Origin of the sequence: Sphingomonas sp. Leaf34 (genome assembly GCF_001421805.1) — a bacterium.
Classification (GTDB): domain Bacteria; phylum Pseudomonadota; class Alphaproteobacteria; order Sphingomonadales; family Sphingomonadaceae; genus Sphingomonas.
In genome coordinates this window covers 193,452-215,562 of record NZ_LMLC01000004.1, presented here as the reverse complement: position 1 = coordinate 215,562, position 22,111 = coordinate 193,452, and the positions used below count along the sequence as shown (strand labels likewise).

The window sequence follows — 22,111 nt, the reverse complement described above, 5'->3', positions numbered from 1 at the left end:
GTTCTGCGTCCTCTGCGCCTCTGCGCGAAATCTAAAGCACCTTAACCAACGCCTCGATGTCGTCCATCGTGATGACGCTGAGCGTCTCGGCGTCGGGCGCGATGCGCTTGACCATCGGGCCGAGCACCTTGCCACCGAATTCGACGAACTGCCCGACACCCGCCGCGTGCATCGCCAGCACCGATTCGCGCCAGCGGACCATGCCCGTCACCTGCTGCACCAGCAGGTGCCGGATCGCGCCCGGCTCTGCGACCGCCACCGCGTCGACATTGGGAAACACCGGCACCAGCGGCGCGCGCAGGTCTGCCTCGAGCAAAGCCGCCTCCATCGCGTTGGCGGCGGGCTGCATCAGTGGGCAGTGGAACGGCGCGGAGACGGGGAGCAGGACGGCACGCTTGGCGCCCAGGTCCTTGGCGAGCGTGATCGCCTTCTCGATGGCGAGGCGGTGGCCTGAGATGACCACCTGCGACGGATCATTGTCGTTGGCGACCGTGCACACGAGCTCGGGCCCGCCCTCGGCAAGGATCGAATCGACCGCAGCGCCCGCGATCAACTGCGCCTTCTCCAGATCCGCGCCGAGCAACGCCGCCATCGCCCCCTCGCCGACCGGCACCGCCGCCTGCATCGCGCGGCCACGCAGCTTGAGCAGCCGCGCGGTGGTCGACAGGTCGAGCGCGCCCGCGGCACACAAGGCGGTATATTCGCCAAGGCTATGGCCTGCGACATAATCGGCCTTGTCGGCGAGGCGGATGCCGCCCTCCTTCTCGGCGACGCGCAACGTGGCGATCGCGTTCGCCATGATCGCGGGCTGCGCATTTTCGGTGAGGAGCAGGTCGTCCGCGGGCCCCTCGCTCATCATCCGGAACAGATGCTGGCCGAGCGCCTCGTCGACTTCGGCGAAGACGTCACGGGCGATGCTGCTGGCGTCGGCGAGTGCCTTGCCCATGCCGACCGACTGGCTCCCCTGGCCGGGGAAGATGAACGCGCGCATGACCTCTCCTCTTTGAAGCGGGCGGACTAGAAAGGTGTGGGCCGAGTTGCAACCGCGCGAACCTGAACGAACCCGCCGGGTTTGCGACAAACTGCGACCATTTCGCCGCCCTTGCGACAAGCGCCTGCGACAACAGCCCCCCAGATTATGGAGGACGCCGCAGCAACGGCGCCGTGTTTCAACGGGAGATTATCATGAAGAAGTTCATTCTCAGCGCGCTTGCCGCCACCCTCGTCGCCAGCCCGCTGCTCGCTGCTGCTCCGGCCGAAGCGCAGCAGCGCCGCGAAGTGACTACCGTGCGTCAGAACAACAACGGCCGTACCGTCGTCACCAAGAAGACGGTCGTCCGCGCACCGCAGCAGCGCAACTGGCGCGCCGGCCAGCGCTTCGATCGCCGCTATGCGCAGAACTATCGCGTGATCACGACGTACCGCAACTATCGCCTCGCCGCCCCGCCGCGTGGCAGCCAGTGGGTCCGCTCGGGCAATGATGCGATCCTGATCAACGGCCGCGGCAACGTGGTGCAGGTTCGTGGCGGCGCATTTCGCCGGTAACGCCCACCTTGCCTTTCCCCGATAATCGGGTAAAGGCCATTGCAACCGGGGTGGGAGATTCGCGTCTCTCGCCCCTGTTTGCATTCTAGACGACAGCCGGAGGGGTGCACGCATGGGGCGTGTATCAGCGATCGGCCAAGACGAAGGACAAGACATGGCTCTTTACGAGCACGTGTTCCTTGCGCGCCAGGATCTGGCACAAGCGCAGGTGGACGCTCTGGCGGAAATCGCCACCAAGATCGTGAACGACAACGAAGGTCGGGTCGTAAAGACCGAGAACTGGGGCTTGCGTTCGCTGGCGTACAAGATCGCCAAGAACCGCAAGGCGCACTATGTGATGCTCGAGATCGATGCCCCGGGCAGCGTGATCGCAGAGCTGGAGCGCCAGACGCAGATCAACGAAGACATCATCCGTTACATGACGGTCAAGGTCGACACCCTCGAAGAGGGCCCGACCGTGATGATGCGCAAGTCGGACCGCGACCGTGAGCGTCGTGGCGACCGCGAAGGTGGCCGTGAAGGCCGTCCTGACCGCGGCGATCGTCCGGACCGTGGTCCCCGTCGTGACCGCGAAGAGGGAGCTGAATAATCATGGCACGTCCATTCTTCCGCCGCCGCAAGAGCTGCCCGTTCTCCGCCAAAGACGCTCCCCGGATTGACTATAAGGACGTCCGGTTGCTGCAGGGCTTCGTGTCCGAGCGTGGCAAGATCGTCCCGTCGCGTATCACTTCGGTGGCCGCAAAGAAGCAGCGCGAACTGGCCCAGGCCATCAAGCGTGCGCGTCATCTGGGCCTGCTGCCCTACATCGTTAAGTAAGGAGCGCCCACATGGACGTCATTCTGCTTGAGCGCGTCGAAAAGCTCGGCGCCATCGGCGACGTGGTGAAGGTAAAGGACGGCTACGCCCGTAACTTCCTTCTCCCGAACAAGAAGGCGCTTCGTTCGAACGAAGCCAACCGCAAGGTGTTCGAATCGAACCGTGCGCGGATCGAATCGGACAACGCATCGCGTCGCAGCGATGCCGAGACCGAAGCGAAGACCTTCAACGACACGACCATCACCCTGATCCGTCAGGCGTCGAACACCGGTCAGCTCTACGGTTCGGTCGCGGTTCGCGATCTGGTCGATGCGCTGGTGGCCGATGGTCACAAGGTCGCCAAGTCGGCGATCGTGCTCGACAAGCCGATCAAGGCGATCGGCGTGTACACCGTCAAGGTTGCACTCCACCCCGAGGTTTCGGTGGCCGTCAAGGTCAACGTCGCCCGCTCGCCGGAAGAGGCGGAGATGCAGGCTTCGGGCGTCGACGTTATGTCGTCGATGTTCGAGCGTGACGAGGCTGGCTTCGTCGAGGATTACGATCCGAACGCAGAGCCCGGCGCCACCGCCGAAGCCCCGCGCGACCAGGAGGACGAGGCGCAGGGCTAACCCCCTCGCCTTATCTGGCCGCTACGAAAAGGCCCGCCCGGAGCGATCCGGGCGGGCCTTTTTCTTTGCGTAGTCGAGATGCGGATCAGGGGCAGGTCACGCAGGCGCCAATGACCGCTGCGAAGGGAATGAGCGCGCAGAAAATGGGGACGAGGTGCTTCATGGCCGGGTCACTCTGAGGGGTGTTGCCGGGATAATGCGCGGTCTGGGGAAAGGTTTCCGGGAGGTGAACGAATTTTGTACCGATCGGTTTCTGCGGAACCATATACGCTCGCTACCACGGCCCCGGCAAAGGCCGGGGCCCAATTGGAATGGCAGATGTAACGACGTCCTGCGCTCAGTTGGCACCGTCCCCAATTGGGCCCCGGCCTTCGCCGGGGTGGTTTTCTATAACCGTATCAGCGCTCAATACTCTCGGGCTTCTCGATCAGCGCGGGTCCCTCACCTAACGCCAGTGCGTCGACCGACGACACGTCTTCCAGGTCGCGTGCGCCTGTTTCGATGTTCAGGTCGCGAAACTTGCGGCCAGTGACCATCAGGCGGCCGTTGAAGGAATTGGTGAAGCCGTTGAAGTTCTTCACCGCGCTGTTGAGACCGACGCCGACCTTGCGCAAGTCGTCCGCGACCTTGGCGAGGCGATCGTGCATCTCCTTGCCGAGCTCGCCGATCTTGCGCGCTTCGTTGGCGAGCTTCTCCTGCCGCCATACCGCCGCGACCGTGCGAGCGATCGCGATCAGGTTGGTCGGCGTCGCCAGCAGGACGCGCTTTTCGAAGGCGAAATCCCACAGCGTCGGATCATGCTCGAGCGCCGCCGATAGGAAATGCTCGCCGGGGACGAACATGATCACATAGTCCGGCGTGTCGGCGAACTGGCTCCAATAGGCCTTGTTGCCGAGGCCGTTGACGTGCGCACGCATCGACGCCGCATGCGCCGCAAGGCCGATCAGCCGCTCGGCATCGTCGACCGCGCCGAACGCGTCCTGATAGGCGTTGAGCGACACCTTCGCGTCGATGACCAGTGCGCGGCCACCGGGGACGCGGATGATCGCGTCCGGGCGCAATCTGGCGCCGTCATCGCCCACTGCGACGCTGACCTCGGTCTGGAAGTCGGTGTGTTCGCTGAGGCCGCAGGTTTCGAGGACGTTCTTGAGCTGCTGCTCGCCCCAGCGGCCGCGCGACTTGGGGGCGTTGCGCAAGGAATTGACGAGCTTGGCCGCCTCGGTCGACACCTTTTCCTGGCCGAGCCGCATCTGTTCGATCTGGCCCTTCAGGTCGCCAAACGCGTCGCGGCGCTCGGCCTCGACCTTGGCGACGCCCTCTTCATAGCGTTGCAGGCGATCGCTGACCGGCTGGAGCATCGACTTGAGGTTCAGCCCGGCGGATTCCTCCGACTGGCGGAAGCGTGCGTCGGCGCGGTCGAGGAACGTCTTCTGCGCATCGCTCAGCAGCTTGTTGGCGACGTCGCCGAACTGCGCGGCCATGACGTCCTTCGCATCGCGCAGTTCGAGCAGGCGCGCCTCGAACGCCTCGCCCTGCGCCTTGAGCGTCGCGATCTCGGTGCGCGCGGCGTCGCGATCGGTGCGGATCGTCGCGAGGTCGAGGCGGAGGCGATCGGTGTCGGTGGCGCGCTCCGCGTTCTGCGCGCGCAGCGTGGCGAGATCCTGCATCGCAGCGTTGCGCTCGCGCTCGACCGCGTCGCGTGCGGTGCGGATGAGGTCGGCGTCGGCGACCTTGGTCCGCGCTACGGCGAGGTCGCTGGCGAGGGCCGAAGCGCGGCGCGAGGCCAGCAGCCAGCCGAGGAGGACGCCCGCGGCGAGCGCGAGGACGGCGATGATGGCGAACTCAGCCATTTTGTGCGGCCGAAACCAGAGTGAAGTTCACAAAGTGCAGACGCAGGTGCAGCATGTTTCGAGGGGACGATGCGCGCGCCAGCGAGCGGGTTTGGGATGCGGATAGAGACGTCATGCGCGGAACATACGTCGAACGCGCGGGGTAGGACAGCCTGAATATTTTGCTCTCGCGCGGGGCGGTAGGCTGGGTCGCACGCGGTGGCGTTTGTGGTCCTGAGCTCCCGCCTTCGCGGGAGAACTAGATGGGAGCGTTGCCTACCACAATATATGGGTACCACCCCGGCGGAGGCCGGGGCCCAATTGGAGAGGTCGTGGTAACGGAAGACTGCGCTCTGTCAGCACCGTCCCCCACTTGGGCCCCGGCCTTCGCCGGGGTGGTTGGGTGTTGGGTGGGCGGACGCGCCCATAAGACGCTTACACCCGCGGGCTTATACCCACGCGGTCACTCCCGCGCGCGCAAACCCACCCCTCACCCCAGCTTGCGTGCCTTCGCCAGCTTCTTCAGCACCATGTCGCGTTTGAGGCGGCTGATGTGGTCGATGAACAGCACGCCGTCGAGATGGTCGATCTCGTGCTGCATGCAGGTCGAGAGCAGGCCGTCGAGCTCTTCCTCGAACGCCGCGCCGGTCTCGTCGAGCCACTTGACGACGCAGCGCGACGGGCGGGCGACCTCGGCATATTGCTCGGGGATCGAGAGGCAGCCTTCGTTATACGTCGACATCTCGTCGCTGACCGACAGGATCTCGGCGTTGATATACGCCTTGGGCGCCTTGATCGACTTGTCCTCCTCGTCCTTCTCTTCCTGAAGGTCGATGACGAGGACACGCTTCTGCACGCCGACCTGGGTCGCGGCCAGGCCGATGCCGTTGAAGTCGTACATCGTCTCGATCATGTCGGCGACGAGCGTGCGGATGGAGTCGTCGACCGTGTCCACCGGCTCGGCGACGAGGCGCAGGCGGGGATCGGGGACTTCGAGAACGGTCATTACGGTCATGATGCGCAGCTAAGTACAGCGCGGGGGGCCGTCAAGCACTTGGCGCAACCCGCGGAAATCAGGCCATCGGCCGGCGCGCGCGCAACGCCTGCGCGAGCGTGCCCTCGTCGAGATAATCGAGCTCGCCGCCGACGGGCAGCCCGTGCGCCAGTTGCGTGACGCGGACCGGGAAGCGTTCGATCCGCTCGGCGATGTAGTGCGCGGTCGTCTGCCCCTCGAGCGTGGCGTTCATCGCGAGCACGACCTCGTCGATCCCGCCCGCCTCGATCCGGCGGACGAGGCCGTCGATGCTGAGGTCCTCGGGGCGGATGCCCTCGAGCGCGGACAGCCGACCGCCCAGCACGTGGAAGCGGCCGGGGAACAGCCGCGAGCGATCGAGCGCCCAGAGATCGGCGACCTCCTCGACCACGCACAAAGACCGCTGGTCGCGGCGCGGGTCGGCGCAGATCGCGCAGGGGTTGGTGGTATCGACGTTGCCGCAGGTGGTGCAGTTCTCCAGCCGCTCGTCGACCGCGGTCAGCGCCTCGCGCAACGGGCCCAGCGCGGCGTCGCGCTTCTTGAGCAGATGCAGCACGGCGCGACGTGCGGACCGGGGGCCGAGGCCGGGGAGCCGGGCCAGCGCCTGCGTCAGCGCCTCGATCTCGGGGGATGCCATCGGGAACAGATAGGGGGTTGCGCGGCTCCCCGCCAGCGTGTTCGAGAGGCGTCATGCGGATCATCTTCATGGGAACGCCGGACTTCGCCGTGCCGGTGCTGGAAGCCCTCGTCGCGGCGGGGCATGACGTGGTGGCGGCCTATTGCCAGCCGGCGCGACCGGGCGGGCGGCGCGGGCGCGAGCTGGTGCCCTCGCCGGTGCAGATGCGGGCGGAGGCGCTGGGGATCGAAGTGCGGACACCGGTGTCGTTCAAGGCGTCGCTGCCCGAGGGGCTGGCCGCGCGGGAAGCGTTTGCGGCTTTGGGGGCGGATGTCGCGGTGGTCGCGGCGTATGGCCTGATCCTGCCGCGCGCGGTGCTCGATGCGCCGCGGTTCGGGTGCCTGAACGTGCACGGCTCGCTGCTGCCGCGGTGGCGGGGGGCGGCGCCGGTGCAGCGCGCGATCCTTGCGGGCGATGCGGAAACCGGCGTCGGGATCATGCAGATGGAGGCCGGGCTGGATACCGGGGCGGTGCGGCTCGAGGGGCGGACCGACGTTGCGGGGAAGACCGCGGGCGACCTCACCGCCGAGCTGTCGGCGATGGGCGCGCGGCTGATGGTCGAGGTGTTGGGCGATCTCGACGCCTACCCTGCCCGACCGCAGCCTGACGACGGCGTGACCTACGCCGCCAAGATCGAGAAGGCCGAGGCGCGGATCGATTTCGAGCGGTCGGCGACCGAGGTCGAGCGGTTGGTGCGGGCGATGAACCCGGCGCCGGGGGCCTGGTTCGAGCATGCCGGCGAGCGGGTGAAGGTGCTGGCGGCGGACGTGTTGCCGTTCAGTTTCCTGGGGTGCGAAGGGCTTACGGTCAACGCCGAGCTCACGATCGGATGTGGCGACGGCGCGATCCGGCCGACCTTGGTGCAGCGGGCCGGGCGCGGCGTCACCTCGGCCACCGAACTGCTGCGCGGGTTTGCGATTCCCTCGGGGACGCAGCTTTGACGCGGTTTGCGTTGACGGTGGAATTCGATGGCCGGCCGTTCATGGGCTGGCAGCGGCAGAAGCACGGGCCGAGCGTGCAGGCCGCACTCGAGGCGGCGGTACTCAAGATGACCGGCGAGACCGCCGCGGTGCAGGCGGCGGGGCGGACCGATGCGGGGGTGCACGGGATGGCGATGCGCGCGCATGTCGATATCGAGAAGCCACTCGCGGCGTTTCGGTTGATGGAGGGGCTGAATGCGCTGGTTAAGCCGGCGCCGGTTTCGGTGCTGGCGTGCGAGGTGGTCGACGACGATTGGCATGCGCGGTTTTCGTGCGTCGGGCGGTCCTACGAGTACCGGATCGTCAACCGGCGGGCGCCGCTGAGTTTCGAGGCGGGGTTGGCGTGGCAGGTGCCGCAGCCTTTGGATGCGGAGGCGATGGCGGCGGCGGCGCAGGCGCTCGTCGGGCGGCATGACTTCACGACGTTTCGGTCGGCGCATTGCCAGGCGGACAGTCCGGTGCGGACGCTCGACCGGCTCGATATCGTGCGCGAGGGCGAGCGGCTGTTTATCTACGCGGCGGCGCGGTCGTTCCTGCATCATCAGGTGCGGTCGATGGTCGGGTGCCTGGCGTTGGTCGGGATGGGCCGCTGGGCGGTCGGCGACGTGGCCAGGGCGCTGGCGGCGAAGGATCGGGCGATGCTGGGGCTGAATGCACCGCCCGACGGGTTGTTCTTCGTGAGTGCCGTTTACCCGCCCCCGTCATCCCGGACTTGATCCGGGACCCAGAGTTACGCCGCGCAGCGTTCGGGGCTCTGGGTCCTGACTTTCGTCAGGATGACGATTGGGGTACGGGTCGCGTGAACTTGGCGGCCAGCTCGACATGCGTCGACCAGCGGAACTGGCCGACCGGCTGGACCCAGTCGATCCGCCAGCCCGCGTCGCACAGCTCCTTCGCATCGCGCGCGAAGGTGGCCGGATTGCACGAGACGTAGGCGATCACCGGCGTCTTGCAGTCCGCCAGCGCGGTCGCCTGCTCGCGCGCGCCCGAGCGGGGTGGATCGATCACGACCGCGTCGAAGCGATCGAGTTCGGCCACCGTCAGCGGGCGGCGATACAGATCGCGGTGCTCTGGGTAGACCGGGCGCTGGGTGCTGTGCGCGGCGGCCTTCAGCGAGGCGAGTGCGTCGCGCGCACCTTCGGCGGCGTAGACCTTGGCGGGGATCGCCATCGTGAAGGTGCCGAGCCCGGCGAACAGGTCGGCCACCGTGGTGGCCTTGCCGATCGCCTCGAGCACTGCGGCGGTCAGCGCGGCCTCGCCATCGGGCGTCGCCTGCAGGAACGAGGCGGGGGGCAGCGGCACGGGGACGCCGCCGAGTGTGATCGTGACCGCGTCAGGCTCCCAGCGCGTCTCGGGGCCGAGACCGTCGTCGAACGCGACGCGCGCGATTTTGTGGTCTTCACAGAATTTGGTGAGCGCTTCGGCGGCCGCGAGGCCTTCGGGGGCGAACCCGGTGATCAGGATGTCCGCGCCCTGGTCGGCGAGCGTCAGGTGGATATCGGCGCGGCGGCGGAAGTTCAGGCGCCTCAGCAGCTGGCGGAGCGGCTGGACGAGCGCGAACAGGCGCGGATCGAGGATCCAGCATTCCTTGATGTCGACGATCGTGTGCGCCTTCTCGGCGGTGAAGCCGAGCGTGATCTTGCCGCCCTTGCCGTCGGCATGGAGCGTCGCGCGGCGGCGGCTGCGGACGGGCGAGATGTGCGGGGTGCGGATCGGGGACGACAGGTCCTGCCCGTCGAGCGCGGAGGCGATCCGGTCGGTGACGAACGCGGCATAGCTCTGGTCGTCGAGATGCTGAAGCTGGCAGCCGCCGCAGGTCGGAAAATGGACGCAGGGCGGCGTCTGGTGATGCGGTCCGGGGGTGACGGTGCCGTCAGCGGCGAGCGTGTCGCCGGGGGCCGATAGCGGCGCGTGGCGGCCGTCGGCGGTGATCCCGTCGCCGCGCGCCGCGACGCGGATGATGGTGTCGATAGTGGATTCAGAAGTCATAGCGCCGCTCTGGCGCACCGCAGCGCGTCCGCCAAGTCGTCGGCGATAAATGCTGCGCCCAATCGGCGGGCGGCGTCACCGTGGAGCCACACGCCGGCGCCGGCGGCATCGAGCGGATCGAGCCCTGCGGCGAGCCCCATCGCTAACATGGCGCCGATCGCTCCGGCGAGCACGTCGCCGGTGCCCGCGGTCGAGAGCCAGTCGCTGGCGCCCTGCGCGATGCGGACGCGGCCGTCGGGCGCGGCGATTACGGTGTCGGCGCCCTTGAAGACGACGACTGCGTTCGCACGGGTGGCGGCGTCGCGGGCGCGGGTGATCTTGTCGGCATCGGACTTGCCGAAGAGCGCGTCGAACTCGCCTGCGTGCGGGGTGAGGATGACGGGGACGTTAAGCGCCTTGATCCGGTCGGGGTCGATCAGGCGGAGCGCGTCGCCGTCGATAATGAGCGGATGACCCGCGCTCAGCGCGGCGTCGAGGCGGGTCCTGCCGGTGTCGTCGCGGCCGAGGCCGGGGCCGATGACGAGCGCGCCGATGCGGTCGTTGGCGAGGGCGTCGGTTGAGAACGGTGTGCGGACGAGCGCGTGGGGCGGCCCTTGGCTATCGCCGACCAGCGTGACGTAGCCCGCGCCCGCGCGCATCGCGGCGAGGGCTGCGAGGTCGGCGGCGCCGGACATGGTGCCGGCAATGATGGCGACCATGCCGCGGGTGTATTTGTGCGAGTCGGGGCCGGGAGTCGGGAGGATTGGGGTGGGCAGGACTTCGGCCTGGCTGGTCGCGGTGACGCCGATGTCGAGCAGGCGGATCTGGCCGCAGTAGCGCGCAGCGGGCTGGAGGAGATGCGCGGGCTTCACCGCGCAGAGGGCCAGCGTGAGCGTGAAGACGGGGGGTGTGCTGAGAACGCGGCCGGAGTCGGTGGCGAGCCCGCTGGGGAGGTCGACGGCGATAGTCAGTTGCGCGGCGGTGGCGAGAAGACGGAGGCATTCAACAACAGGCTGTTCCCCCGCGGACGCGGGGGAACAGGATAGGCCGTCAGGTGCGCCGTTGAAACTTAGCTGCGCCCCCGCGTCCGCGGGGGAACAATCCGGGTTGGAAGCTCGGCTCGGGGCCTCGGTCGCATCGAGTGGGCGGGTCAGGCCGGTTCCGAACAGGGCGTCGACAAGGACCGGTGCAGGCTCGGCCTCCCCGAGCCGTTCGACCGGGCCGCGCCACGCAGCCCGCGCCGCCCTCGCCGCATCCGTCTTGGGTTCCGACAGCGCCGCGACGCGGACCATCGCCCCCATCTCGGCCAGCACGCGCGCGGCGACATAACCGTCGCCGCCATTGTTGCCGGGGCCGCACAGGATCAGGATTTCGTTCGCCTCCGACAGGCGGCGGACCGCGTGCGCGATCGCGGTGCCGGCGCGCTCCATCAGCGTTTCGACCGAGACGCCGGTCGCGATCACCACCTCTTCCGCCGCGCGCATTTCGGCGGCGGTCAGGATCGACTCGCCCTCGATCGCGATCATGAGGGCTTGTTCGCACCCTTGACCGTAGCCGGCAGGCGATAGCGCTCGCCGCCCAAGGCGACCTCGATCTTGTTGGCCGCGGTGATCGTGACCGTCGCGGCCTCGGCGCCGTCTGCCGCAATCACCCCGCGCCCGTCCTGCGTGACGAGCAGCCGCCGGAACGCGCCATCGGGGTGGCGGATCGTCAGGATCAGCCCGTCCTTGCCCTGCGCCTGCTCGACCGTGCAGATCGACGCAAACGGCGCGTCGCCCCGCGCGCACGCGATACGGCTGTCGCTCGCGGTTTCGCTGCGCTGCTGCGTTCCGGCTTGCGTACCGGTCGGCTGCTCCTGCCCGCACGCCGCGAGCGGGAGCGAAAGCAGCACCGCGAGCCGTACCGGCTTAGATATCCGCGTAGACATGGGTTTCGGCTGCGGCTCCTGGATGCGTGACCGCGCCCTTGTACGCGGGGCCGACGGTCTTCGCATAGCGCCAGAGTGCACCCGACCCGTAATCGTTGGTGCGCGGTACCCAGGCGGCGCGGCGGGCCGCCATGACATCCTCGGGGACGTCGAGATCGATCGTGCCCGCCTCGGCGTCGATATGGATGATGTCGCCATTCTCGACCAGCGCGATCGGGCCACCGTCCGCGGCTTCGGGGCCGACATGGCCGATGCAGAAGCCGCGCGTGCCACCGGAGAAACGGCCGTCGGTGATCAGCGCGACGCTCTCACCCATGCCGAGGCCGTAGAGCGCGGCGGTGGTCGACAGCATCTCCCGCATGCCGGGGCCGCCCTTGGGTCCTTCGTAGCGGATGACGATGACCTCGCCTTCGTTGATCTCGCGGTTCTCGACCGCCGCGAACGTGTCCTCCTCGCAATCGAACACGCGTGCCGGGCCACTGAACTGGAGACGATGCATGCCCGCAACCTTCACGATCGCGCCGTCGGGGGCGAGACTGCCGCGCAGGCCGACAACGCCGCCGGTGGGAGTCAGCGGGGTGTTGATGTCGTAGATGACCTTCTGGTCGGGGTTCCACGTCACCTGGTCGATGTTCTCGCCGAGCGTCTTGCCCGTCACCGTCAGGCAGTTGCCGTCGAGGAAGCCGCCCGCGAGCATGGTCTTCATCAGCATGTAGACACCGCCGGCCTCGTACATGTCCTTGGCGACATATTTCCCGCCGGGCTTGAGATCGGCGATGTAGGGCGTCGTCTTGAAAATTTCGGCGACGTCGAACAGGTCGAACTCGATGCCGGCTTCGGACGCCATTGCGGGCAAATGCAGCGCGGCGTTGGTCGAGCCACCGGTCGCGGCGACGACGCGTGCGGCGTTGATGAATGCCTCCCGCGTGCAGATGTCGCGCGGGCGGATGTTGTCGGCAAGGCACTCCATGACCTGCGCGCCGGCCGCGACCGCGATCTGTTCGCGAGTCGTGTAGGGTGCAGGCACCATATTGCTGTTCGGGATCGACAAACCGATCGCCTCGGCAACGCAAGCCATCGTGTTGGCGGTGTACTGGCCACCGCAGGCGCCGTGGCCGGGGCATGCGACCTTCTCGAGCGCGTGGACCTCGGACAGCGGGCAGGCGCCCGCCGCATATTTGCCGACGATCTCGAACACGTCGACAACGGTGACGTCGCGCTCCTGATAGCGGCCGGGCAGGATCGAGCCGCCATAGACAAAGACGGAGGGGATATTGAGCCGGAGCATCGCCATCATCATGCCCGGCAGCGACTTGTCGCAGCCGGCAAAGCCGACGAGCGCGTCGTAGCAATGGCCGCGGACCGAGAGCTCGACCGAATCGGCGATGACTTCGCGGCTGACGAGGCTGGCCTTCATCCCCTGATGGCCCATCGCGATGCCGTCGGTCACGGTGATCGTGTTGAACCGGCGCGGCATGCCGCCGCCCTGGATGACGCCGGCCTGCGCGGCATCGGCCTGCGCGTCGAGCGTCGTGTTGCAGGGTGCGGAGTTGTTGCCGGCGGACGCAAGCGCGACGAACGGGCGCGCGATCTGCTCCTCGTCGAGGCCCATCGCATAGTAATAGCTGCGGTGCGGGGCGCGTTCGGGACCGACGGAGACGTGGCGGCTCGGCAGGCGTGATTTATCGAATGGGCGGGTCATGGCGAACGCCTATGTCGCGGGAGGGGGTATTTGCGCAAGAGAGTTGCGACACCGAACCTGCGATTTACCGGGGGGCTGCGATTTACCGCGTCAACGCCATGAGTGCGATCAGGAGGACCATGATACCGACCGTGAGCACGAGGACCGTCGCGAGCACCAGAAACGTCCCGCTTGCGTTGTCGTAAGCCCAGGCAAGCGCGGGAAGCGACAGGATGCCGACCGCGACGGCGACGCCCATGCCGCCCAAACCGTAGCCGACACTCAATGCCGACACTACGCACAGGAGCGTGATCGGTCGTGCGCCCGTCACGCGCATCAGTTGAGGTGGGGTGGAGGCATGAAACGGATCGTGCCGTTCGGGGCCGATTTGTGCAAGCGCGCCCTGCCCGTCAGCGCCGGGTATCCTGAAGAACGTCAGTGGACAGAGTTACCGCTGACGACGTCTTTTGGATCTTGATCCCGACTTTCGTCAGGATGACGATAGGGTTCGTACCGCTCCAGCCGTGGCGATCAGAGCGCCTCGAGCGCCTTTGCCACGCCGTCCATCGTGAAGGGCTTTTGCAGCCGCGGGCGGTCGCGGAATTCGGGGGCGACGCCGTCGTCCCCGCCGCCGGTGGCGAACACGAAGGGGACGCCCTTGGCTGCGAGTGCCTCGGCAACCGCGGTGCTCTTTTCGCCGCCGCGCAGGTTCACGTCGAGGATCGCGCCGTCGACGCCGCCTTCCTCGATCCGCTTGAGCGCGTCCGCGACGGTGTCGACGGACCCGGCGACGCCCTTGTCGAGCACCTCCAGGAAATCCTCAAGCATCATGGCGATCAACGGTTCGTCCTCGACGATGAGGATCTGCTGGGAAACGGTCATCCCCTGCCATAGTCGGGATTGTTACGACTTGCCAACATCTTGTTCGTGTCGGCGCGTCGCGAGCACGTCTCGTGCCGCTTCGGCGAGTTCCTGGACCGAGAAGGGCTTGGGCAGGAATGCGACGTTGTCGAGATCGATCGAGCGGCGCAATTGCTCCTCGGCATAGCCCGACATGAACAGGATCGGCAGGTCGGGATAGCTCTCGCGCGCATGCCGCACCATCGTCGGGCCATCCATCTGCGGCATGACGACGTCGCTGATCAGCAGGTCGGGACGGCCGTGCTTTGCGAGCACCTCGAGCGCGACTTCGCCATTTTCGGCGGTGAGCACGGTGTAGCCCTGCCGCACCAGCGCGCGTTCGGCGACGGCGCGGACCATGTCCTCGTCCTCGACCAGCAGGATTGTGCCGGTGCCCCAGAGGTCGACGGGCTTGGGCGTCGGCTTGAGAACCGCCGGGCGCGTGGCAGCAGGCGCGGAGTGCACCGGCAGGTACATCGAGAAGGTCGCGCCCTGCCCCGGCTTGCTCTCGGCGAAGATGTAACCGCCGGACTGTTTGACGATGCCGTAGACGGTCGAGAGGCCGAGGCCGGTGCCCTTGCCGAATTCCTTGGTGGTGAAGAAGGGTTCGAAGATCTTGGGCAGCACGTCGGGGGGGATGCCGGTGCCGGTGTCCTGCACGATCAGCGCGGTATAATCGGCGACGGGCAGGATATCCGACGCCATCTCGCGCACTTCGGACGCGGGCACCGCGCGCGTGGTGATGGTGAGCACGCCGCCGCCGCGCGCATTCGCCGAGACGATCGCGTCGCGCGCGTTGACCGCGAGGTTGACGACGACCTGTTCGAGCTGGCCGGGATCGGCGCGGACCGGGCCGAGATTGCGGCCGTGGGTCATGTCGAGGCGGACGGTCTCGCCCATCAGCCGTTTGAGCAGGTTCGAGACTTCGGAGACGACGTCGGGGAGCTGCAGGATTTGCGGGCGCAGCGTCTGCTGGCGCGAGAAGGCGAGCAGCTGGCGCGTCAGGCTGGCGGCGCGGTTGGAGTTGGTGCGGACCTGCTGGATGTCGTCATAGTCGCTGTCGCCGGGCGAATGGCGCATCAGCATCAGGTCGCAATGCCCGATGATCGCGGTCAGGATGTTGTTGAAATCATGCGCGACGCCGCCGGCGAGCTGGCCGACCGCCTGCATCTTGGTGGCCTGGGCGACTTCGCGCTTGAGGCGGCTTTCCTCGCTATTGTCCTTGAGGCTGAGCAGCACCGCCGCATCGCCGAGGCCGCGCGCGCCCGCGATGGTGAGTGCGACCGGCTCGTCGGGATGATCCTTGAGACGGACGGCCATGTCGGTCGAGTGCGTCGCGCCGCCGGCGAATTTGCGGATCGCGTCGGCGACGGCGGCCTTGTCCTCGCGGACGACGAGATCGCCGGGATAGAGCGGCGGCGCGACCGCATTGACGCCCGCCGCACGCAGGAACGAATCGTTCATCTGAAGGAATCGGCCGTCGCGATCAACCAGCGCCATGCCGAACGGCATCATGCTGACCAGGCTGCGGACATGCGCCGAGGCACTGGCGCCGAGCGCGGGCGCGTCCTCCTCGTCGTCGAGCAATGCGACCAGCACGGGCGCGTCGTCGCCGTCGAGGAACGGGATCTGGAGGACGCGCAGCGGCGTGCCCTCGAGGCCTTCGCGTTCGAAGCGGACGAGGCCCCGGCTGTCGGTGATGAGGAAGCGCGCGAAGTCGCGGCCTTCGATCGCGTCATATTCGTCACCGCACGCGCGCGCCCTGAGCACGCGGTTGGCGGTGCGGACCCGGCCGTCGGGCGAGAGCAGTGCGGCCATGATGCCGCTGCCGCCGAGCCGGTCGCCGGTCGGGCCCGTGAGCAGAGCGGCGAGCGTTTCCGCGAGATCGTGGTCCTGCGCGGTGACGAAGCGCCAGACGAGCATGTCCGCATCGTCGCCGGCCCGCGCGATCTGTGCGGACAGGGCGATGTCGCGCGCGGCGAGCCGGTCGACCTGCGCGCTGCCGTCGCGCCAGGCGGCACGGCCGGCAGCCGCGAGCGCTGCGGTGCCCGCGTCGTCGAGCGGGAGGCCGGGGGGTGTTGGGAAACCTGCGAACAGCGCCTCATACGCGTCGTTCGCGCAGACGAGGCGGCCGGCGCGGTCGGTGATCGCGAGCGCGTCGGTGCCGGCTTCGGCGACCGTCCGGGTGAGGTCCCAGTCGACCGGGCGCGACGCGTCCTTCGTGACCGGATTGAGGAGGCGCCAGGCGATCAGCGCGCCGATGACGATAATGGCGGCGGCGAAGAAACCGGCGGCGACGATCCAGCTGCCGACCAGCAGCAGCACGATAGCGGCGGCAGCGATGCCCGAGACGGCAGCGACCAACGCTGCGTTGCGGACGGGGGTGGGTAAAGCGATCGATGCCATCGGGACGGTCTTCCGCTCAACCGGGGCTGGGCGTCAAGCGCGATGCGTGATTGCCGGGGGCGGCTTTCGCGATGGCACCCCGTGGCTCGTCCCGCGGAACGGCACCACCCCGGCGAAGGCCGGGGCTCAATTGGCGAGGTCGTTGTAACCGAGCGCACCCGTCGTTCGCGACGTTCCCCAATTGGGCCCCGGCCTTCGCCGGGGTGGATGCGACGATACCTGCCCCCGCGTTCCCCGGCCTTCGCCGGGGAACCAGAGGCGTACCGTTTACCAGATCCGGACGCGCTGCTCGGGCGTCAGGTAGAGCTTCTGCCCCGGGGTCGGCTTGTACGCGGCATACCAGGGGTCGAGGTTGCGCACGACCCAGGCGCGCTGCTGCGACGGCGAGTGCGGGTCGGTCAGCAAGCGGTTGCGAAGATTGGCTTCGCGGTAGTTGCGACGCCAGACCTGCGCCCACCCGAGATAGAAGCGCTGGTCGCCGGTAAAGCCGTCGAGCACGGGCGCCGCCTTGCCGCCGAGCGCGGTGTGGTAGGCGTCGTAGGCGACGGTAAGGCCGGCGAGATCGGCGATGTTCTCGCCCATCGTCAGCTGGCCCTTCACGTGCATGCCGGGCAGCGGCTCGTAGGCATCATATTGCGCGCCGAGCTTGCCGGTGAGCGCCTGGAAGCCGGCGATGTCCTTGGGCGTCCACCAGTCGGTGAGCTGGCCCTTGGCATCGTATTTCGAGCCCTGATCGTCGAAATGATGGCTCAACTCGTGACCGATCACCGCGCCGATGCCGCCGTAATTGACCGCATCGTCCGCCTTCGGATCGAAGAACGGCGGCTGCAGGATCGCGGCGGGGAAGACGATCTCGACCATGCCGAAATTGGCATAGGCGTTCACCGTCATCGGCGTCATGCCCCATTCCCAGCGCTGCAAGGGCTTGCCGAGCTTGGCGATATTGTCCTGATGCTGCCATTCGTTGGCGCGCCATTCGTTGCCGAACGCGTCGCCGCTCGTGATCTCCAGGCCAGAGAAATCCTTCCACTGGCTGGGATAGCCGATCTTGGGCGTGAACGCGGCGAGCTTGGCGTGTGCCTTGACCTTCGTCTCGGGCGCCATCCATTCGAGCTTGTCGATCCGGCGGCCCATCGCGGCCAGCACGTTCTTGACAAGCTTGTCGGCCGCGGCCTTCGTCTCGGGCGGGAAATATTGTGCGACGTAGAGCTTGCTGACCTCGTCATCGAGCGCGCCGGAGGTGAACTGGACGCCGCGCTTCCAGCGTGCCTCCTGCTCGGGCGTGCCGCCGAGGACGGTGCCGTAGAAGGCGAACTGCTCGGCGTCGAACGCCTTGGGCAGCACGTCCGCATAGCCGTCGAGCGAGCGGAGCATCAGCTGATCCTTGAGCACGCCGAGCGGCGCAGTCGAGACGAGCTTGGCGATGCCGGTGATCGCCGAGGGCTGCGCGACGATGACGGTCGCGACGGGCGTGCCGATGCCCTTGAAATAGCCCGCGAAGTCGAAGCCGGGGGCGCGCTTGGCGAGCTCTGCGACGGTCATCTTGTTATAGGTCTTGGTGGCGTCGCGGCTGTCGACGCGGGTCCAGCTGACCTTGGCGATCTCGGTTTCGAACGCCAGCAACGCGGTGGCGCGCGCCTCGGCATTGGGTTCGCCTGCGAGCGTCAGCATCTTGGCGATGTGCGCGCGGTAGGCGGTGCGCGCCTCGACCAGCTTCGCGTCGGTGCTGAGGTAATAGTCGCGGTCGGGGAGGCCTAGCCCGGACTGGCCGAGCGAGAGCGCATATTGCTCGGGCAGCTTGTCGTCCTGCCCGACGCCGCCGCCGAACGGGCCGCCGATGCCGGCGCGGCCTGCCTCGGCGAGCAGGGCCGGGTAGCCGGCGCGGTCGGTGAGCGCGGCGATCTTCTTGAGCCAGGGACGGATCGGGGCGAGGCCCTTGGCCTCGATCGTGCCGGTGTCGAGGAACGTCGCATAGGCGCGGCCGATCTTCGAGCTCTTGTCCTTCGCGGCGGTGTCGAGGATCCCGCGGGTGCGCGTCTCGGACAGGTCGGACAGGAGGTTGAACGAGCCGTAGTTCGACTTGTCGGCGGGGATCGGGTTGGCCTTCGACCAGTTGCCGTTGGCGAAAGTGTAGAAGTCGTCGCCGGGCTGGACGGTCTTGTCCATGCCCTTCTCGTCGAAGCCGAACGTTCCATATTGCGCGCCGGTCGGGGCTGGAGCGGCGGCGGGCGGCGTGGGCTCGGTGGTTTGCGAAATGGCGGCGGTGACGCCGGTGATGGCGGTTGCGGCCAGTAGGCCGGCGACGAGGAAGGACTTCATGGGGTTCTCCTAGAATTTCGTTGGCACATACCACCACCACGACCTCCCCGGCGAAGGCCGGGGTCCAGTTGGGAAGGTCTCGGTAACGAGGGGCAGTCCGCTGTTACGGCTGTCCCCCAACTGGGCCCCGGCCTTCGCCGGGGTGAGGTGCGTGATCGGGGTATGCGGCGAGGTCTTGTTACCAGATGCGGATGCGGTTGGCGGGGGCGAGGTAGCTGGCCTCGCCGGGCTTGGCGCCGAACGCGGCGTACCAGGGATCGAGGTTGCGGACGGTCAGCACGCGCTGATGGCCCGGCGAATGCGGATCCGAGAGCAGCGCCTGCTGGAGCGCGGCGTCGCGGAACTTGGTGCGCCACACGCCCGCCCAGCCATAATAGAAGCGCTGGTCGCCGGTCGTGCCGTCGATGATCGGCGCCGGCTTGCCGCCCAGCGACTTGTGATACGCATCGTACGCGACCGTCAGGCCCGCCAGATCGGCGATGTTCTCGCCGAGCGTCAGGCCGCCCTGGATGTGCTGGCCGGGCAGCGGCTCATACGCGTCATACTGCTTGACGAGCGCGTCGGTGAACACCTTGAAACGCGCGACGTCCTGCGGCGTCCACCAGTCGGTGAGCTTGCCGTTAAGATCGTATTTGCGGCCCTGATCGTCGAAGTGATGGCTGATCTCGTGACCGATCACCGCGCCGATGCCGCCGTAATTGACCGCGGGGTCCGCCTTCGGATCGAAGAAGGGCGGCTGGAGGATCGCGGCGGGGAAGACGACCTCGTTCATCGTCGGGTTGGCGTAGGCGTTGATCGTCATCGGCGTCATGAACCACTCGGCCCGATCGATCGGCTGGCCCAGCTTCTTGAGATCGCGATCATATTCGAAAGCATTGGCGCGCGCGACGTTGCCGACGAGATCGCCACGCTGGATCTGGAGCGCCGAATAGTCGCGCCACTTGTCGGGATAGCCGATCTTCGGCGTGAACGCGGCCAGCTTGGCGAGCGCCTTGGTCTTGGTCTCGGGCGCCATCCATTCGAGGTTCTTGAGACGCTCGCCCATCGCCGCGATCACGTTCTTGACGAGATCATCCGCCGCCGCCTTCGACGCGGGCGGGAAATATTTGGCGACGTACTGCTGGCCGATCGCCTCGCCCATTGCGCCCGACACGGTCGAGACCCCGCGCTTCCAGCGGACCTGCTGCTCGGGCGTGCCCGACAGTGTGGTGCCGTAGAAGGCGAAGTTGGTCTTGTCGAAATCGCTCGACAGATATGGCGCGTAGGCGCGCAGCACCTTGAGCATCGCATAGTCCTGCAGGACATTGATCGGCGTGTCGGCGAACACCTTGGCCTCACCGGTGAACGCGGTCGGCTGTGCGACGAGGTAGAACGGACGGCCCGCGACGCCCATCGCGGTCATGTACTGCGTCCAGGGGAAGCCTGGCGCCTTCGTGGCGAAGTCGGCGGCGGTCCATTTGTTGTAGGTCTTGTCCGCGTCGCGGCTCTCGATCCGCGTCCAGTGCGCGGTGGCGAGGCCCTTCTCCATCGCGAAGACCGCACCGGCGCGCGCGGCGGCATTGGGCTCGCCCGCCAGCGTCAGCATCCGCGTGAGATACGCCTGATAGGCCGTGCGGATGGTCGCGAGCTTCGCGTCGTCCTTCAGGTAATAATCGCGATCGGGCAGACCGAGACCGCTCTGGCCGAGACCGACGACATAGGTGGTCGGGTCCTTGTCGTCCTGCTGCACGCCGACGCCGACGAGGCCGCCGACGCCCTGCCGCTGAAGCTTGGCGATCTCGGTGACGAGCGCGGTCTTGTCCTTGGTCGCCTTCAGCGCGGCAAGCATCGGCTTGACCGGTGTCACGCCCTTCGCGTTGACCGCCGCCTCGTCCATGAAGCTGGTGTAGAACTCGCCGACCTTGTCGCCGGGCGTCCTGGCGGCGCCGTCGAGGATCGTGCGCGTGCGCTCGAGCGACAGGTCCTGGAGGACGTGGAACATACCGTAGGACGAGCGATCGGCGGGGATCGGCGTCGTCTTCACCCAGCCGCCGTTCGCGTAATCGAAAAAGTCGGTGCCCGGAGTCACGCTCGTGTCGCGACCGGCCATGTCGAAACCGAAATCACCGATCTGCGGCTTGTTCGCGTCTTTCGGTGCGACCGGGCCCTTCGCGGCCTTGGCCAGCGTCGGCGAAGGCGCCGGCGACGGGCCGGTTTGCGCGATCGCCGATGCGGCGGACGCGAGCAGGATCACGGTAACAATCGACTTGCGCATCAAGAACCTCGGAGAAAAGATCGTCTGAATACGCTGTGTTCTACGCCGATAAGACGGTCCGTCAATTCCAACCGGTGTCAAATGTTACGAAACGTTGCCACTGCGATTATCGTGCCGGTTCCGCCATTTGCGCGCGATCCACAGCCGCCAGCCCAGCGCGCTGAGCGCATAGCCGCCGACCGAGCAGACGATCGTGATGACCAGCAGGCCCAGCGCGGTGGCGGGCCCCGCCTGCATCAGCCACGGGATCCATTCGGTCCGTGCGGCGGCCTCGGCGACGGGCTGGCCAGGGACATGCTCGTCGAGCCGCAGCATAGACGAGCCGATCCAATAGGCCGCGATCCATAGCGGCGGCGTGGTCAGCGGGTTGGTGATGAAGGTGGTCAGCGCCGCGGTCGGGACGTTGGCGCGGAACGGGAGCGCGAAGATCGCCGCGACGGGCGTCTGCGCGACCGGGATCAGGATGCCCGCGACCATCCCGAGCGCGACGCCACGCGGGACCGATCGGCGCGTGAACCGCCAGAGTTCGGGCGCGAGCACGCGGTGGGCGACGGGGCGGAGAAGACGGTTCTTCTCCATCGATTCGCGCGTCGGCAGATTGCGATGCGACCACGCCGCGAGACGCCCAAAAATGCTGCCCGGCGCCTTCGACACAGGTTATCCGCGATCCCGCATGATCCGGCCCTGCTCGCGCTTCCAGTCCTGTTCCTTCACCGAATCGCGCTTGTCGTGGTTCTGCTTGCCCTTGGCGAGCGCCAGTTCGATCTTCGCGCGGCCCTTGGAATTGAAGTAGATCATCAGCGGTACGAGCGTCATGCCCTGGCGCGCGACCGCGCCGAACATCTTGTTGATCTCGCGTTCGTGCAGCAGCAGCTTGCGCGGCCGCTTGGGCTCGTGGTTGAAGCGGTTGCCGTGGCTGAACTCGGGGATGTTCGAATTGACCAGGACGACGTTCTTGCCCTTCACCTCGGCATAGGCCTCGGCGATCGAGCCCTCGCCGCCGCGCAGCGCCTTCACCTCGGTGCCGGTCAGCGCGATGCCCGCCTCGAACACCTGCTCGATATAATAATCATACCGCGCGCGCCGGTTTTCGGCGACGATCTTGGTCTTCTCGAAGGTGGGGGGTTTGGGACGTGCCATGGGACGCGCGATGTAGGAGGTCGGAGGGC

21 protein-coding genes are annotated in these 22,111 nt (G+C 67.4%); 6 read left to right on the top strand and 15 right to left on the bottom strand.

Translation table 11 applies throughout. The features are described from left to right. Positions 1-31: 31 nt before the first annotated feature. Positions 32-991, bottom strand: a complete 960-nt coding sequence (gene fabD / locus ASF00_RS12445) for an ACP S-malonyltransferase (protein ID WP_055879433.1) — start codon at positions 989-991, stop codon at positions 32-34. Positions 992-1,185: 194 nt separating this feature from the next. Between fabD and ASF00_RS12440 the strand changes: the two genes are divergently transcribed. The 4 genes from ASF00_RS12440 to rplI all read left to right on the top strand — a co-directional run bounded on the left by ASF00_RS12440 (position 1,186) and on the right by rplI (position 2,969). Beyond that, the gene (locus ASF00_RS12440) at positions 1,186-1,545 is read left to right on the top strand and encodes an RcnB family protein (RefSeq protein WP_055879429.1); all 360 of its coding nucleotides are present in this window, start codon (positions 1,186-1,188) and stop codon (positions 1,543-1,545) included. Positions 1,546-1,699: 154 nt separating this feature from the next. After that, entirely contained in the window at positions 1,700-2,134 is a 435-nt protein-coding gene (rpsF, locus tag ASF00_RS12435; RefSeq protein ID WP_055879421.1) for a 30S ribosomal protein S6, read from the top strand. A gap of 2 nt (positions 2,135-2,136) precedes the next feature. Further along, positions 2,137-2,361, top strand: coding sequence for a 30S ribosomal protein S18 (gene rpsR / locus ASF00_RS12430; RefSeq protein WP_031393978.1), 225 nt, complete (start codon positions 2,137-2,139; stop codon positions 2,359-2,361). A gap of 11 nt (positions 2,362-2,372) precedes the next feature. Next, positions 2,373-2,969 (top strand): 50S ribosomal protein L9, encoded by a 597-nt coding sequence (gene rplI, locus ASF00_RS12425; protein ID WP_055879418.1) that lies wholly within the window; start codon positions 2,373-2,375, stop codon positions 2,967-2,969. 398 nt (positions 2,970-3,367) lie between these two features. On the opposite strand, the gene rmuC is transcribed toward rplI, so the two are convergent. From rmuC to recR, 3 genes are all read right to left on the bottom strand, one after another. After that, a complete protein-coding gene (gene rmuC, locus ASF00_RS12420; RefSeq protein ID WP_055879415.1) occupies positions 3,368-4,819 on the bottom strand; it encodes a DNA recombination protein RmuC in 1,452 nt (483 codons plus the stop codon). 469 nt (positions 4,820-5,288) lie between these two features. Continuing rightward, a complete protein-coding gene (gene def, locus ASF00_RS12415; protein ID WP_055879411.1) occupies positions 5,289-5,813 on the bottom strand; it encodes a peptide deformylase in 525 nt (174 codons plus the stop codon). Positions 5,814-5,871: 58 nt separating this feature from the next. After that, positions 5,872-6,468 carry a recombination mediator RecR gene (recR, locus tag ASF00_RS12410; RefSeq protein WP_055879407.1) on the bottom strand — a complete coding sequence of 199 codons (597 nt, stop codon included), beginning with the start codon at positions 6,466-6,468 and terminating at the stop codon, positions 5,872-5,874. Positions 6,469-6,521: 53 nt separating this feature from the next. On the opposite strand from recR, the gene fmt reads away from it, so the two are divergent. Both fmt and truA read left to right on the top strand, forming a co-directional pair. Then, complete coding sequence (gene fmt, locus ASF00_RS12405; RefSeq protein ID WP_055879404.1) at positions 6,522-7,448, top strand: methionyl-tRNA formyltransferase; 927 nt, start codon at positions 6,522-6,524, stop codon at positions 7,446-7,448. Next, complete coding sequence (truA, locus tag ASF00_RS12400; RefSeq protein WP_055879399.1) at positions 7,445-8,203, top strand: tRNA pseudouridine(38-40) synthase TruA; 759 nt, start codon at positions 7,445-7,447, stop codon at positions 8,201-8,203. Before fmt ends, truA begins: the two co-directional genes overlap by 4 nt. Before the next feature lie 55 nt (positions 8,204-8,258). On the opposite strand, the gene ASF00_RS12395 is transcribed toward truA, so the two are convergent. From ASF00_RS12395 to smpB, 11 genes are all read right to left on the bottom strand, one after another. After that, positions 8,259-9,476, bottom strand: a complete 1,218-nt coding sequence (locus tag ASF00_RS12395) for a class I SAM-dependent RNA methyltransferase (RefSeq protein ID WP_055880469.1) — start codon at positions 9,474-9,476, stop codon at positions 8,259-8,261. After that, positions 9,473-10,981 carry a bifunctional ADP-dependent NAD(P)H-hydrate dehydratase/NAD(P)H-hydrate epimerase gene (locus tag ASF00_RS12390; protein ID WP_055879396.1) on the bottom strand — a complete coding sequence of 503 codons (1,509 nt, stop codon included), beginning with the start codon at positions 10,979-10,981 and terminating at the stop codon, positions 9,473-9,475. Before ASF00_RS12390 ends, ASF00_RS12395 begins: the two co-directional genes overlap by 4 nt. Beyond that, positions 10,978-11,382, bottom strand: a complete 405-nt coding sequence (locus tag ASF00_RS12385) for a hypothetical protein (RefSeq protein WP_055879393.1) — start codon at positions 11,380-11,382, stop codon at positions 10,978-10,980. Before ASF00_RS12385 ends, ASF00_RS12390 begins: the two co-directional genes overlap by 4 nt. Beyond that, positions 11,363-13,084, bottom strand: coding sequence for a dihydroxy-acid dehydratase (ilvD, locus tag ASF00_RS12380; RefSeq protein WP_055879391.1), 1,722 nt, complete (start codon positions 13,082-13,084; stop codon positions 11,363-11,365). Before ilvD ends, ASF00_RS12385 begins: the two co-directional genes overlap by 20 nt. An 82-nt stretch (positions 13,085-13,166) precedes the next feature. Then, a complete protein-coding gene (locus tag ASF00_RS12375; protein ID WP_055879388.1) occupies positions 13,167-13,400 on the bottom strand; it encodes a hypothetical protein in 234 nt (77 codons plus the stop codon). A gap of 194 nt (positions 13,401-13,594) precedes the next feature. After that, positions 13,595-13,945, bottom strand: a complete 351-nt coding sequence (locus tag ASF00_RS12370; RefSeq protein WP_055879385.1) for a response regulator — start codon at positions 13,943-13,945, stop codon at positions 13,595-13,597. A gap of 21 nt (positions 13,946-13,966) precedes the next feature. Next, positions 13,967-16,369, bottom strand: a complete 2,403-nt coding sequence (locus ASF00_RS12365; protein WP_055879382.1) for a hybrid sensor histidine kinase/response regulator — start codon at positions 16,367-16,369, stop codon at positions 13,967-13,969. Between the two features lie 267 nt (positions 16,370-16,636). Beyond that, positions 16,637-18,688, bottom strand: coding sequence for a M13 family metallopeptidase (locus ASF00_RS12360; RefSeq protein ID WP_055879379.1), 2,052 nt, complete (start codon positions 18,686-18,688; stop codon positions 16,637-16,639). Positions 18,689-18,866: 178 nt separating this feature from the next. Further along, positions 18,867-20,942 carry a M13 family metallopeptidase gene (locus ASF00_RS12355; protein WP_055879376.1) on the bottom strand — a complete coding sequence of 692 codons (2,076 nt, stop codon included), beginning with the start codon at positions 20,940-20,942 and terminating at the stop codon, positions 18,867-18,869. A gap of 84 nt (positions 20,943-21,026) precedes the next feature. Next, positions 21,027-21,596, bottom strand: a complete 570-nt coding sequence (locus ASF00_RS12350; RefSeq protein ID WP_235525794.1) for a DUF2062 domain-containing protein — start codon at positions 21,594-21,596, stop codon at positions 21,027-21,029. Positions 21,597-21,599: 3 nt separating this feature from the next. Beyond that, positions 21,600-22,082, bottom strand: a complete 483-nt coding sequence (gene smpB, locus ASF00_RS12345) for an SsrA-binding protein SmpB (protein ID WP_055879372.1) — start codon at positions 22,080-22,082, stop codon at positions 21,600-21,602. Between the last annotated feature and the right edge of the window lie 29 nt (positions 22,083-22,111).

Excerpts from the sequence above, each read along its gene's own strand:
- fabD (WP_055879433.1), bottom strand. The coding sequence starts at position 991 with ATGCGCGCGTTCATCTTCCCCGGCCAGGGGAGCCAGTCGGTCGGCATG.
- ASF00_RS12440 (WP_055879429.1), top strand. The coding sequence starts at position 1,186 with ATGAAGAAGTTCATTCTCAGCGCGCTTGCCGCCACCCTCGTCGCCAGC.
- rpsF (WP_055879421.1), top strand. The coding sequence starts at position 1,700 with ATGGCTCTTTACGAGCACGTGTTCCTTGCGCGCCAGGATCTGGCACAA.
- rpsR (WP_031393978.1), top strand. The coding sequence starts at position 2,137 with ATGGCACGTCCATTCTTCCGCCGCCGCAAGAGCTGCCCGTTCTCCGCC.
- rplI (WP_055879418.1), top strand. The coding sequence starts at position 2,373 with ATGGACGTCATTCTGCTTGAGCGCGTCGAAAAGCTCGGCGCCATCGGC.
- rmuC (WP_055879415.1), bottom strand. The coding sequence starts at position 4,819 with ATGGCTGAGTTCGCCATCATCGCCGTCCTCGCGCTCGCCGCGGGCGTC.
- def (WP_055879411.1), bottom strand. The coding sequence starts at position 5,813 with ATGACCGTAATGACCGTTCTCGAAGTCCCCGATCCCCGCCTGCGCCTC.
- recR (WP_055879407.1), bottom strand. The coding sequence starts at position 6,468 with ATGGCATCCCCCGAGATCGAGGCGCTGACGCAGGCGCTGGCCCGGCTC.
- fmt (WP_055879404.1), top strand. The coding sequence starts at position 6,522 with ATGCGGATCATCTTCATGGGAACGCCGGACTTCGCCGTGCCGGTGCTG.
- ASF00_RS12395 (WP_055880469.1), bottom strand. The coding sequence starts at position 9,476 with ATGACTTCTGAATCCACTATCGACACCATCATCCGCGTCGCGGCGCGC.
- ASF00_RS12390 (WP_055879396.1), bottom strand. The coding sequence starts at position 10,981 with ATGATCGCGATCGAGGGCGAGTCGATCCTGACCGCCGCCGAAATGCGC.
- ASF00_RS12385 (WP_055879393.1), bottom strand. The coding sequence starts at position 11,382 with ATGTCTACGCGGATATCTAAGCCGGTACGGCTCGCGGTGCTGCTTTCG.
- ilvD (WP_055879391.1), bottom strand. The coding sequence starts at position 13,084 with ATGACCCGCCCATTCGATAAATCACGCCTGCCGAGCCGCCACGTCTCC.
- ASF00_RS12375 (WP_055879388.1), bottom strand. The coding sequence starts at position 13,400 with ATGCGCGTGACGGGCGCACGACCGATCACGCTCCTGTGCGTAGTGTCG.
- ASF00_RS12370 (WP_055879385.1), bottom strand. The coding sequence starts at position 13,945 with ATGACCGTTTCCCAGCAGATCCTCATCGTCGAGGACGAACCGTTGATC.
- ASF00_RS12365 (WP_055879382.1), bottom strand. The coding sequence starts at position 16,369 with ATGGCATCGATCGCTTTACCCACCCCCGTCCGCAACGCAGCGTTGGTC.
- ASF00_RS12360 (WP_055879379.1), bottom strand. The coding sequence starts at position 18,688 with ATGAAGTCCTTCCTCGTCGCCGGCCTACTGGCCGCAACCGCCATCACC.
- ASF00_RS12355 (WP_055879376.1), bottom strand. The coding sequence starts at position 20,942 with ATGCGCAAGTCGATTGTTACCGTGATCCTGCTCGCGTCCGCCGCATCG.
- smpB (WP_055879372.1), bottom strand. The coding sequence starts at position 22,082 with ATGGCACGTCCCAAACCCCCCACCTTCGAGAAGACCAAGATCGTCGCC.